The organism is Aestuariirhabdus sp. LZHN29, from assembly GCF_049985285.1.
Taxonomy (GTDB): Bacteria; Pseudomonadota; Gammaproteobacteria; order Pseudomonadales; family Aestuariirhabdaceae; genus Aestuariirhabdus.
Map to the genome: position 1 here is coordinate 1,351,454 of NZ_JBNIEU010000001.1, position 12,202 is coordinate 1,363,655.

Genomic DNA, 12,202 nt, shown 5'->3' on the forward strand with positions numbered 1-12,202 from the left:
GCCCTCTTTTCGAGCGAGGCGCTAACGTCGGTTGAAACCCAGGGGGTCCGGATCCTCTGGGCGAGCATCAATGCTCTCGGCCAGCTCCGCGTCGACAGACTGCTCCCCGTCGCTCAGCTCATCGATCAGGTCGCTGGCCACCTCGGGAATAGCGGCCACGACCGCGCAGGCGATATTGAATGACTCGTCGGGGGCAGCATCGGAGATGCGCGAAACAAACTCAACGGCATCCAGGTTGAGTGCTTGCAGTGCTTCCTCGGGGCTGTTGATGTCATCTATGGTGTCGATCATATCCTCAATGGCTTCATCGCTACGGGCCTCTGACAGATTTTCGGCATACTCTTCGGCGACCTGGGACGCCGCAGAGGGCATGGATTCTACCAGGGTTGCCGCGATGTCCAGGGCCTGCTCGGGAACAAGGTCGGTAATTTTGCTAACCAGCTCGACGACTGTTTGTTCGCTGGTATCCTCCCCGCGATCAGCTGGCCGCACGGCGGCATGCTCCTCTGCCAACACATGGGCATAATACTCCGCTACCTCCAGCGCCGACTCGGGAGCCGACTCAATGGCGATCCGGGCCATTTCAAGACGCAGGTCAGGCATCGTTTTGCCGATCTGGGCGGCAATTTCTACCACCTGCTCTGGCATGGACTTGGCTAATTGTTCCACCAGAGCATAGGCTCGTTCGGGTTTTGCCCGCACTACCGCGGCGGTAATTTCGGCGGCCTGCTCGGGGACCGCATCCAGAAGGACCTGATAGAAGCGCATCGGGTCGATACCATCGGCGCTGGCCACCGCAGTGGCTATTTCGGAGCTGTGCTCTGAGCCGGCTACGACCACGGCTCGCGCCAGTTTGACCGCTGCCGCAGGGTCGGTCTCGGCCACCTCGGTGGCGATACGAGACTCTTCACTGACGAACGGGGTGATATCGCTGCGAGGGTCGAGGTCGACGATCATTGGTGCCGCTCCGGTCTGTACTGACATGTGCTCCTGCTCGGCTACCGGTAGCGCCTTGCGGGCCTTCATACGGTAAACAACAAAGAGTGCCAGCAGTCCTTGGGTCAGGGCTAAAAAGCTGAACAAAGCACTATGGCCGGCAAGGTCCATCACCAGTGAAGCCGTATAGGGGCCGATCATACCGCCCAGGGAGAATGCTAAAATCAGGCACCCCATCGCGGCGACCATCTCACTGCTGCGCAGTTTGTCAAAGGATTCGGCGATGCTGATGGGATAAAGGCACGAAATAATACCAGCGGTTATAGCGGTTACGCCGCAGACGGGCCAGAACAGGCCCGCATCGGCTAGCCGGGTAATGGACAGCCCCGCCAAGCCTGAGATCAGCAGCAACGCCAGCAAGACGCTACGGCGATCGAACCGGTCGGCGAGGTAGCCCACCGGAAACTGCAATAGGAATCCGCCCATGATCGCCGAGGCCATAAATAGTGAAAGATTGGTACTGTCGATACCGTAGTGGTGGGCGAATACCGGTAACATATTGAATATGGCCGAATAGGCGATGCCCGCCATAAAACAGCTCATCACCCCCAGTGGCGAGCGGTGATAGAGGGAGCGCAATGACATCGCCGCTACATCCACTACAACCGGACCGGTTTGGCGGCTCAGAACCATTGGAATGACCGCGGCGGTGAGCAAGATGCCGGCGAGAACAAACAGCGTTTCTCCGGAAGGGGGCGCCAGATTGAGCAGGAACTGGCCCAGGAACAGGCCCACCATAGCCACCACCTGGTAGAATGCGAGCACGCGCCCGCGGTTTTTCTTGCTGGCGCTTTCGTTGAGCCAGCTCTCCATGGCGCAGTAGGCGCAGGCGTTACAGAAACCGATCACGATGCGCATGGCACCCCAGAGTGCTGCATCGGTATAGAGGCTGCACAGCAAGATACTCACCGACGCGATGGCCATGCCGCCGGCAAACATTCGAATATGTCCTGCCCGCCTGATCAGGCGTCGAGCGTAAAGGCTACCCACCAGCATGCCGACAAAATAGAGCGATAGCACCATACCGATGGTGCCCGTGCCGAAGGCTTCGACCTCCATGCGCACAGGCAGCAGGATGTTGATCAAGCCATTGCCCAGCATCATGATAAAGCAGCTAACCAGCAAGGAAGCTAAGGGTAAAAAGGTATGGCGCATAAACAGGGCCTGTGCGGTCGATAATTGGTGGGGAATTGGAGCAGTTTTGGCGCAGGCTACACAAGCCTTCGTTTGAAAGCTAATAATAGTTCAATATCGGTTGAGGTGATTAATTCTCATATTGTTATGGTGTGTGGCAAGATGTGCGGCAACGAAGCCAGCAAGCGCTACGCTGCCATCGCCTCATTGCGCCCCCTGTTTGACCCTGCGATGGAAAAGATAAGGTGCTAGGGTGCCCGGGGGCAGATCGTGGCGTCTAATCGAGTGTTTGCAGCAGCCCTGAGTGGTAATCATCGGTGCTGATGTTCAGCCCCAAATGGGCGATCTTGTCATCGAGCCGCTGGATATCACGAATCAGCTGGTCTGCCGTCAGGGTGTTATCGTCCAGTTCGTAGAGCTGTTGACTGCCCCGGTAGCTGAAGTTCAATATCACCAGCGCATCCGGGTTATCATTTTCTGCCGCCGCATTAAGCTTGGCGGTTTTACGATAGATGCGATTGAGCTCCTGCTTGAGTCTCCACACGTACATCACCTCGGACATATAGGGGTGCTGTCGGTAATGACGCAGCACCAGCGCGATTACTGCTCCTCCAATAGCCAGTCCCGCCAGATTGAGGGAAAAATTGGAGCCTCCCGGCTCGCCCAGCAAGTGGATGAGGAGGGTCGAGCTTGCCAGGGAGGTGGCCGCTAGCAACACAATCACCGCCGCAATGACGCGATTAAGGTGCTTTCGGTAGATGCTTTTATCGATGGTTTGTAGTTGCATGTCAGGTGCTTGGATCCGGTTTTAGTCATCCGCAATTCTATACAATCCGGGGGGCTAATGTCTGGATTGGGTGATCGCGCAACAGGGAACGTCAATCTACCTCCAGTTGTGACCACCGCCCTCACCAGATCGCAGCGCCTGTAGTAGGGTGTTCATCAAGACAAGCCTGCCCCGGTGTTTTGTCGTCGCGGGGAGGAGAAGATCAAAAAATGGGTTATGGTGCAATGGGCCTGAGGGGATTGTAATGGAACAATACAGTGACGACCTGGTTGAATTGGGAAACCAGGCGTGGATTCTAAATGGTTCGCTGGCTGAACTGCACCGCTTTAAGGGCGCTGTTGAGCGGCATATAGCGGCGCAGCCTTCGACTACCGAGACCCTGGGGCACGACCTGGCCCAGGACCTGATACCCGCGATTGAGCGCCTGAAGGTTCGCCAGCAAGCCCTGCTGGCTAAATGGTTGCGACGTATCCGGGAGCAGTCCCTGCATCCGCAGTGGATTGTCGTGCTCGATCAGCCCTGGGGCAGCCGTCTTGTCGTGCCGGAGCCGCTAAGCAAGCGGATGCAGGTCGAGGATGCGGTGTCCATGACCCTGGCGGACGCCCGGGAGTTAGCGTGCAGGTATCCGGATCAATTTTTTACAGCGTACAAACACCGCAGGGCAGGTGATGATACCGATGTGACCCAAGCCCCCGATGCTATTGTTGATATTACTCGCTTCGCTGGGGTGCATTTGAGTGTATCCAAAATGTGGTGGAGTTGGTGGCTTGAGCCTCAATGGCCGTTGTGCCGATTGCAGGTGATGAGTGAAAATCTTTGGGAGATTGATTCCTGCGGCAGCTAGGAGCCTGTGAATCGGTCCATGGTTTACGGTGCGGTCAGAGGTGTGTCACCGGAGTGAGGTGCTGCGTGCAGGCCCCGCGCTACAGATCGGATCGACACAAAAACCGACCGCCGGAAATAAAATCGCCGTTGCACGGGAGCCGGAGTGGTCTGGGTTGTATCCTGGCGTATCGTCTACTGCGTTGATTTTATGGGTTTTTTTGGTCTTATCCAGAATGTAAGGCCCAAGCTCCTGTCGGTGCCCAGAGAGCTGGGGGCAAGGGGCGGGCCAGGTTAGGGAGGACGTCGCGGCTTTTCTTCCTATACTTACTGTCCAGGTTCTCTTTGCACCGCTTGTAAGCTATTCGCCGGGATGGCTCAGAAACGGGGCGGTTTGCTGGTGGGTAGCAAGGTGTTGGTATTCCACATGGTGGAATTGATAGTTGCAGGGTCTGTTGTAAGGTAGAACTAATTGCAATATGTTAATTACCGGTTGTAGTATATTGATTGACTATTCAATAACAACAAAAAAACAAACGAATATAGACGGTTGTACCGCAGGTTGAGTGCTCGAATGAGAATCATAAAAACGGGTTCGAGCATAGGTTGTCTTTATCTCTGGCAGCAACTTGTAGGTATTACCGCCTGATGGCTGGGTGTAAACCCAAAGGCTTGAAGTGCCACAGGAAGACGCGCAATCATGAGTGATAAAACCATCGTATTGGTGACCCGGCAGCTTCCCCAAGCCGTGGAAGATCGTTTAGCTCGCGATTACACCGCCCGCTTTAACACCGAAGATACCGTCTATAGCAGCGATGAACTTATTCGCTTGTCCGCCGGTGCCCAGGCGATTATTCCGTGTCACACCGAAAAGCTTACCGCGGACGTTATACAACGCTTGCCCGATACGGTGCGGGCTATTTGCAGTTTTTCCGTGGGGGTTGATCATATCGATCTCGGTGCCGCCAAGGCGCGGGGGATTATCGTCACCAACACCCCGGAAGTGCTTAACGATGCCACCGCCGAGATCGCCATGCTGCTGATGCTTGGTGCTGCCCGGCGGGCCCATGAAGGCGAGCACCAAATTCGCACCGACCGCTGGGCCGACTGGAGTGCTGTTGCGCAACTGGGTGCCCAGGTGACGGGTAAGCGCCTGGGTATTCTGGGCATGGGCCGGGTGGGCCAGATTATGGCCCGGCGCGCCCGTGGCTTTGACATGGAGATCCACTATTACAACCGCAGCCGACTCCCTGCTGAGCGGGAGGCCGGGGCCATCTATCACGAGAGTCTGGAACAGCTGCTACCCCACTGTGATTTCCTCTCTATCCATTGTCCCGCGACCCCCGAGTCCCATCACCTGTTGAATGCACAGAGCATCGGTCTGCTTCCCGATGGCGCCATCGTCGTCAATACCGCGCGGGGGGCGGTGGTTAATGATGATGACCTGATTGCGGCGTTGCGCTCGGGTAAGTTGTTTGCAGCCGGGCTGGATGTTTTTAATGGCGAGCCCGATATCGACCCGCGTTACCGCGAACTGGCAAATACATTTTTATTGCCCCACGTTGGCAGTGCAACCCGTGAAACACGGGACGCCATGGGTTTCAGGGCGCTGGAGAACCTGGATGCCATCTTCACCGGGAGCGAGCCTCGTGACCGCCTGGTGTAATCGAACAAAATCTCTGCCGGTTACTCCGGTGGTGAGTAGTTATGTCTATTCTTAACGAATTCAGTGACTCGTTTTAATGAGAGGAGGGATGCGTAATCCGATAGCAGCTGAATATATTGACTAATAAATAGAAGATCCTAATGGAGAGATATTTATGAAAACCGAAGAGACAAGTAGTAAAGCGGCTGTTAACACCGAAACAGTTGAGCAAACGAGCGGTCGTCGAACGTTTTTGAAGGGCGGGCTGGTAGCCGCCGCTGGTTCAGTTGCTGCGGGCTTCCCGATGATTTCTACGGCGGCATCGCCGGTTGTTCTAAAACTACAGGGCGCCTGGGGCGGAGGTATTTTTAAAGAGTATGCCGAGGACTACGTCAGGCGCGTTAACGAGATGTCCGGCGGCTCGCTGAAAATTGATTACCTGGATGTCGGCGCCGTTGTTAAAACCGCCGAGCTGCAGACCGCTGTGCACAAGGGCGTTATCGATGGATCTCACCTGGTAACCGCTTATTGGTACAGTAAGAACGCCGCTGCATCGCTATTTGGTACCGGCCCCTGCTGGGGCTGGACGGCCAATCAGCTGCTGGGCTGGATTCACTACGGTGGGGGCAAGGAGCTGTACGACGAGCTGATGAGGGATATTCTCCAGTTGGATATCGTTGGCTTCTTCTCCGGCCCCATGCCGGCACAGCCGTTGGGGTGGTTCCGCAAGGAGGTGAACTCTATCGACGATATGAAGGGGCTGAAGTACCGTACGGTCGGTCTGGCCGCCAACGTTATGCAGGAGATGGGGATGTCCGTTGTGCAGTTGCCCGGCGGAGAGATCCAGCCGGCCATGGATCGCGGACTGATCGATGCTGCAGAGTTCAATAACCCAACCTCCGACAAGGATTTTGGTATGCAGGATGTGGCCAAAAACTACTACCTGGCCAGTTTCCACCAGTCTCAGGAGTCGTTTGAGATTATCTTCAATAAGAAGAAATTCGATTCTCTGGCGGATGAGCATCAAAAGATCCTGCAGTACGCTTCCGAAGCGGCGTCTTCGGATATGTCCTGGAAGGCTCAGGATCGTTACTCAAAGGACCTGGAGGTTTTGAAGAAGGAACACGGTGTGAAGGTACGCAGAACACCGCAGTCCATTATGGATGCGCAGCTTAAAGCCTGGGATAAGGTCCTGCCGAAGTTTATGGAAGACCCTTACTTTGCCAAGGTGGTGGCGTCGCAGAAAGAGTGGATGAAGCGTGTAGGTGCGTTTGAGCTGACCAATGCGCCAGACTATGCGGGTGCTTACAAGCATTACTTTGGTGATTTCGCATAAGTTGCTGACGCGTAGATGTAGATGGGGTGGCGCCAGTGTGCGTCGCCCCTTCACTGGTAATGACCGCTGTGTTCCGTTATGTGGAAATTGATATGAACCCCTTTATCTATTTTGTTGATAGTTTAAGCGCATGGGTGGGTAAGGCGTTTGGTTGGTGCATCATGGTGCTGACCTTTGCTACCTGTTATGAAGTGTTTGTTCGCTATGTGCTTAATTCGCCGACGGCGTGGGCGTTCGATATGGCAGTGCAGATGTACGGTGCCCTGTTTATGATGGCCGGTGCCTATACCCTGTCGCGTAATGGTCATGTGCGGGGGGACGTGCTTCACCGTTTGCTCCCGCCCCGGGGGCAGGCTGTTATTGATCTGACTCTTTACATTTTATTCCTGCTTCCAGGGGTGTTTGCCCTGGTGTGGTACGGCTATGACTTTGCCGCCGATTCGTGGCGCTACAAAGAGGTCAGCTGGAGTAGCCCTGCCCGAGTGCAGATCTATTTTTTTAAAACATTGATTCCATTGGCCGGTTTTCTGGTCTTCCTGCAAGGGGTTGCAGAGGCCACCCGCTGTGTCATTTGCCTGCGCACAGGCCAGTGGCCGCCACGACTTCATGACGTCGAAGAAACAGAGACCATGGCGCATCACCAGCATGTGGAATTAAGCGAACTGGGAATCGACGACAATGACCGCAGCCGTGCTCAAATCGATGGCAGTGAAGCAGGAGATCGGAAATGACTGATCCTCAAATAGCCATCCTGATGTTGGTGTTGTTTATCGGTATCGTGTTGCTGGGTTTTCCCATCGCCTTTACGTTGATTGCCATGGGGTTGGGGTTTGGTTACTACGCCTATGCCCAGGTTGACCAGTTGGAACACCTGTTTAATAACCGAATATTCGATCTGTTTGTACAAAATACCTTCTCGGTCATGTCGAATGACGTACTGGTTGCGGTGCCGTTGTTTCTCTTTATGGGGTACGTCGTTGAACGGGCAAATATTGTTGACCGGCTGTTTTTCAGTATGCAGTTGGCGACCCGGCACATTCCCGGTTCCATGGCGGTGGCTGCGCTGGCTACCTGCGCTATTTTTGCGACCGCGACGGGAATCGTGGGCGCCGTCGTGACCCTGATGGGCTTGTTGGCATTGCCGGCTATGCTCAAGGCCGGTTATGACAAGAAACTTGCCTCCGGTGTTATCTGTGCGGGGGGAACCCTGGGCATATTGATTCCACCGAGTATCATGCTGATCGTCTATGCTGCCATTGCGCAGGTCTCCCCGGTACGTCTCTATGCCGCCGCGCTGTTTCCGGGGCTGATGCTGGCGGGCATGTATATGCTCTATGTCATCCTTCGCGCCTACCTCAACCCGTCATTAGCGCCCAAGCCGGTAGAGGAGCATGTCCCACCATTCAGGACCATTGTGTGGCAACTGGTGACCTCGTTTGTGCCCCTGTTTGTGCTGATTATGGGGGTGTTGGGGTCCATTCTGGCCGGTATCGCGACGCCGGCAGAGGCTGCCGGTGTGGGTTCGTTCGGTGGACTGGTGCTGGCGGGAATGTACCGATCGCTGAGTTGGGAGCGCCTGAAGGAGGCGGTCTATCTTACGGCGCGGACGTCGGCGATGGTGTGCTGGTTGTTCATCGGTTCCTGGACCTTCGCATCGGTGTTTTCCTACCTCGGCGGTCACGGCCTGATCGAAGAGTGGGTGGTAGGAATGGCGTTGGGCACGGTGGGTTTCCTGATCATCGCCCAGCTCATTATTTTCTTCCTGGGGTGGCCATTGGAGTGGAGTGAAATTATTATTATTTTCGTTCCGATCTTCCTGCCCATGTTGAGCACCTTTGGTGTGGATCCGCTGTTTTTCGGGGTGCTGGTGGCCCTGAATCTACAAACCTCGTTCTTGACGCCACCCATGGCGATGTCGGCATACTATCTCAAAGGTGTGGCGCCCAAGCATGTGCAGTTGATAGAGATATTCAAGGGGATCATGCCCTATCTGGCTATCGTGATTTTTGCCATGGTACTGATGTATATGTTCCCGCAAATTATCCTGTGGCTGCCGGAATACCTCTTTGGTTAACCGGTTGGGCTTCAGGGGCGGTTCAAGGAGATCATCGACCCGAAGGCGGTGATCTCATCTTCATATTGAAATACAGCGCGGCGGACGTTAACGGATGAATGTGTTTGAAATGAGTGCGGGGCAGGCGGCAGCGGCCATTCGCGAAGGGGAGATCTCTTCGCAAGAGCTGGTTCAATCCTGTCTGGACCGAACCCAGGCGCTGGAAGAGACGGTGGGGGCCTGGCACTACCTCGACCCTGAATATGCGTTGCAGCAGGCCCGCGATGCCGACCTCTACCGTCGTAGCGCCAAGGCCCTTGGGCCGCTTCATGGCGTTCCGGTGGGGATTAAGGATATTTTTGACACCAGCGATATGCCGACCGAGGACGGCACCCCCCTCCATGCGGGGCGCACACCGGGTGGTGATGCCACCGCGGTTGCCCTGCTGCGCGCAGCGGGTGCCATCATCATGGGCAAGACAGTGACCACAGAGCTGGCGGTGTTTTCACCGGGCAAGACCCGGAACCCCCATGATCCCGAGTGTACCCCGGGCGGCTCATCCAGTGGCTCAGCGGCGGCGGTAGCTGCGCAGATGGTGCCCTTGGCCATGGGTACCCAGACCAACGGCTCGATCATTCGCCCCGCATCCTATTGCGGTGTTGTCGGATATAAACCGAGCCACGGGCTGGTGTCACGCTACCGGGCTTTGCAGTTATCCCGAGTGTTGGACCATGTTGGCGTGTTTGGCCGCTCGGTCGCGGATGTGGCCCTGATGGCTGAACAGTTGATGGCATTCGATGACCGTGACCCGGATATGCGGCCACGGGCACGTCCACGCCTGGTGGACACCACAGCGCAAGAGCCACCGGTTACACCGCGGCTGGCTTTCGTAAAAACCCCCTCCTGGGACAAGGCCGGTGAAGAGGTGCAGGGAGCGTTTGGTGAACTGACCGCTTTCCTAGGCAGCAGGGTTGAGGAGATCGACCTTTCGGAGCTATTGGAGAGTGCCGTGGGTTGGCACCAGACCATCATGGAAGCGGACCTGGCTCGAAGCTTTCGCCGTGAATATGCTGGTGCCAGGGAGCGTTTAAGCCCGGTCCTGCGCCAGATGATTGAGCGCGGCCAGCAGTGCCGGGCGGTTGATTATAATCACGCGGTGGCGCAACTCCCCGCGTTGAATAAAGCTTTTGATGAGATCATGCTGGAGTACGATGCGATCCTGACTCCAGCGACCACGGGTGCGGCACCAAAGGGTCTCGAATCCACCGGAGACCCTGTCTTTTGCACGCCATGGTCTTTGCTCGGTGTGCCGAGTGTGTCTGCACCGGTTTTGCAGGGGGCGCGTGGCCTCCCGATGGGCGCCCAGCTGGTGGCCAGCAAGGGTGATGATGCGCGTTTGTTGCGAACAACAAACTGGTTGGTACAACATATTGTGCAGGCAACAGCTGACTAGAGGGAGTACAGGCGTATGTTGAATTTTATAAATGGGGCGATTGCGACCATCATACTGTCGTTGTTTCTCGGCGGCCTGGCGTATTCGATCTGGGACAACACGGGGTCCATCTCGTTTCCCATTATCGTCGGTGTTGTTTTAATCATGTCTTACGTCGGGTTTTACGAAGAGATTAAATCTGGCGATGAGCAGCCAAAGTAGCCCCGGCAGACAGTAGTCTCAGCGGCGAAACCCGGCCCGATCAGGAGGGAAAGCCACCGGCCGCCGCTTTCTGAACCCTCACTTCGCTTTCGCTGCTGGCCTGCGGCCCTTCGTACATACAGGTCAGCTGGTCTCCAGTGGAGGAAACACGAACAGGTAGTCGCCCCGAACTAGCCTCGGGCTAGCCCCAGTAACTCCTCGACACTGAGCTCTTCCTGATAGCGGCACAGATCCGTTTCCTGCCGCTCAATGGCGACAACCGACATGCGATCAGCCAGCTCGTTACCCTCGACCCCGGCGTGCCCTTTAACATGTTTAACGGCGACCCGGTTGGCGATCTCGACGTAAAGGGCGTGGGCAGGTTTGATGATCTCAAGGTTTTTTATCTCGCCCCCGGCCCTCTTCCAGCCCTTGGCTTTCCAGCCGCTGGCCCATTGGGTGATGCAGTCGATGGCGTATCGGGAGTCGCAGTAGATGGTAACGCTTAGGCCGCTCTCTATCGCCGTTTGGGCAAACAGAAGCGAGTGATGCAACCCCAGCAGCTCTGCCGTGTTGTTGGTGCCAGCGGGGTTATAGAGGCCATACCAGAGCTGATACAGCTTCTCTTTGTGGTAGATGGCGATACCCGTACCGGCCTGTCCGGGATTGGGGTCACAGGCTCCGTCACAAAAAATACTGACATCGGCACCGAGCTCTACCGAGGATGCGGCGCTGGAGACATTTTTTTTGCTGGAAACGCGAGAGGCCGTTTGGGCGCCCGCCGCAGCCGCTGGTTTGTTGGCGTAGGCCGCTTCGGCCAGCGCTGAACTGGCAAAGGATTTGTACTTAGCACCGGGATAGCCCTTAACCTGCCGCTCAGCCTCAGGCCAGGAGGTGTAGATGCCAGGCTGTTGCCCTACCCATACGACGTAATATTTTTTGGCGGCCATGGGGCTTCCTGTGAGAAAACAAAAAAGGGTGGTCCTTGCGGATCTGTGTATGGAGCCATAGTGTGGCCGTTTGGCCGGCCCCGTTGAATAGCTGCAATACTTTATCATTGCGTTGGCTATTCAAGCATCTTTCTGCTCACCCAATAGGGATTACGGCGAAGGTATCCATAGTCGTCTAGTTCAAGTTTTTGGAGTGCGCTACGTGGTCAACTGACTGGGTAGGAGGTGCGGCTCGCTGAGCCGTGATTTACTGTCTAGTAAGAGGGCCAGCTGAACGCTCTAATGTTGCGTACAGATCAGCTTCCGCTTATGCATCCATAATTGATTAGGGCTGTGATCGTAGATATGGGACGGTTCTCCTGTTTTGCTCGCTCCAAAGCTTAGGCCGTGGAGCGAAGGGAACCATCTTATTAAGCCCCTGTACCGAGAGGCGCAGGGGCAAGCGGGCCAGTAAGATTCGGTAGCCCTTCGAGAAGGTGGATTAAGGTGTGGCTCAGACCGCCGCCGTAACCGAAATTTCTACCAGCAGTTCAGGGCTGGCCATACTCGCTTCTACGCAGGCTCTGGCGGGTGCACTTCCCGCGGGGACCCAGGCATCCCAGACGGCGTTCATCGCGGCGAAATCGGCCATATCCTTGAGATAGATGGTGGCCGTTAACAGCTTATCCCGGTTGCTCCCTACCGACTCCAGCAGCCCATCGACCTTGGCCAGCATCGTTTTTGTCTGCCCGGTTATGTCGGCGCTTCGATCCTCGGCCACCTGGCCACAAAGGTAGGCAGTGTTGTTGTGCACCACAATTTTACTCATGCGTGCTGCAGTCTGATAACGGGTAATCGACATCGTAT

Annotated in this window: 12 protein-coding genes; 8 read left to right on the plus strand and 4 right to left on the minus strand. The window is 55.9% G+C overall.

Annotated elements, in window-relative coordinates; genetic code table 11:
• Positions 1–21: 21 nt before the first annotated feature.
• The gene (locus ACP3PW_RS06415) at positions 22–2,151 is read right to left on the minus strand and encodes an MFS transporter (RefSeq protein ID WP_426415846.1); all 2,130 of its coding nucleotides are present in this window, start codon (positions 2,149–2,151) and stop codon (positions 22–24) included.
• A gap of 72 nt (positions 2,152–2,223) precedes the next feature.
• Between ACP3PW_RS06415 and ACP3PW_RS06420 the strand changes: the two genes are divergently transcribed.
• Positions 2,224–2,382 carry a hypothetical protein gene (locus tag ACP3PW_RS06420; RefSeq protein ID WP_426415847.1) on the plus strand — a complete coding sequence of 53 codons (159 nt, stop codon included), beginning with the start codon at positions 2,224–2,226 and terminating at the stop codon, positions 2,380–2,382.
• 25 nt (positions 2,383–2,407) lie between these two features.
• Here ACP3PW_RS06420 and ACP3PW_RS06425 read toward each other — a convergent pair whose 3' ends face one another.
• A complete protein-coding gene (locus tag ACP3PW_RS06425; RefSeq protein ID WP_426415848.1) occupies positions 2,408–2,917 on the minus strand; it encodes a DUF3087 domain-containing protein in 510 nt (169 codons plus the stop codon).
• A gap of 244 nt (positions 2,918–3,161) precedes the next feature.
• Here ACP3PW_RS06425 and ACP3PW_RS06430 point away from each other — a divergent pair, with 244 nt between their 5' ends.
• From ACP3PW_RS06430 to ACP3PW_RS06460, 7 genes are all read left to right on the plus strand, one after another.
• On the plus strand, positions 3,162–3,761 hold the full coding sequence (locus ACP3PW_RS06430) for a hypothetical protein (protein ID WP_426415849.1): 600 nt from the start codon (positions 3,162–3,164) through the stop codon (positions 3,759–3,761).
• Between the two features lie 678 nt (positions 3,762–4,439).
• On the plus strand, positions 4,440–5,405 hold the full coding sequence (locus tag ACP3PW_RS06435; protein ID WP_426415850.1) for a 2-hydroxyacid dehydrogenase: 966 nt from the start codon (positions 4,440–4,442) through the stop codon (positions 5,403–5,405).
• A 154-nt stretch (positions 5,406–5,559) separates the two neighbouring features.
• The gene (locus tag ACP3PW_RS06440) at positions 5,560–6,720 is read left to right on the plus strand and encodes a TRAP transporter substrate-binding protein (RefSeq protein ID WP_426415851.1); all 1,161 of its coding nucleotides are present in this window, start codon (positions 5,560–5,562) and stop codon (positions 6,718–6,720) included.
• Positions 6,721–6,812: 92 nt separating this feature from the next.
• Entirely contained in the window at positions 6,813–7,451 is a 639-nt protein-coding gene (locus ACP3PW_RS06445) for a TRAP transporter small permease subunit (RefSeq protein WP_426415852.1), read from the plus strand.
• Positions 7,448–8,794 (plus strand): TRAP transporter large permease, encoded by a 1,347-nt coding sequence (locus ACP3PW_RS06450; protein ID WP_426415853.1) that lies wholly within the window; start codon positions 7,448–7,450, stop codon positions 8,792–8,794. The genes ACP3PW_RS06445 and ACP3PW_RS06450 overlap by 4 nt, the downstream gene beginning before the upstream one ends.
• A 94-nt stretch (positions 8,795–8,888) precedes the next feature.
• Positions 8,889–10,226 carry an amidase gene (locus ACP3PW_RS06455; RefSeq protein WP_426415854.1) on the plus strand — a complete coding sequence of 446 codons (1,338 nt, stop codon included), beginning with the start codon at positions 8,889–8,891 and terminating at the stop codon, positions 10,224–10,226.
• Between the two features lie 15 nt (positions 10,227–10,241).
• A complete protein-coding gene (locus tag ACP3PW_RS06460; RefSeq protein WP_426415855.1) occupies positions 10,242–10,427 on the plus strand; it encodes a hypothetical protein in 186 nt (61 codons plus the stop codon).
• 170 nt (positions 10,428–10,597) lie between these two features.
• On the opposite strand, the gene ACP3PW_RS06465 is transcribed toward ACP3PW_RS06460, so the two are convergent.
• Both ACP3PW_RS06465 and ACP3PW_RS06470 read right to left on the minus strand, forming a co-directional pair.
• On the minus strand, positions 10,598–11,356 hold the full coding sequence (locus tag ACP3PW_RS06465) for a viroplasmin family protein (protein WP_426415856.1): 759 nt from the start codon (positions 11,354–11,356) through the stop codon (positions 10,598–10,600).
• A 493-nt stretch (positions 11,357–11,849) separates the two neighbouring features.
• On the minus strand, positions 11,850–12,197 hold the full coding sequence (locus ACP3PW_RS06470) for a RidA family protein (protein WP_426415857.1): 348 nt from the start codon (positions 12,195–12,197) through the stop codon (positions 11,850–11,852).
• Between the last annotated feature and the right edge of the window lie 5 nt (positions 12,198–12,202).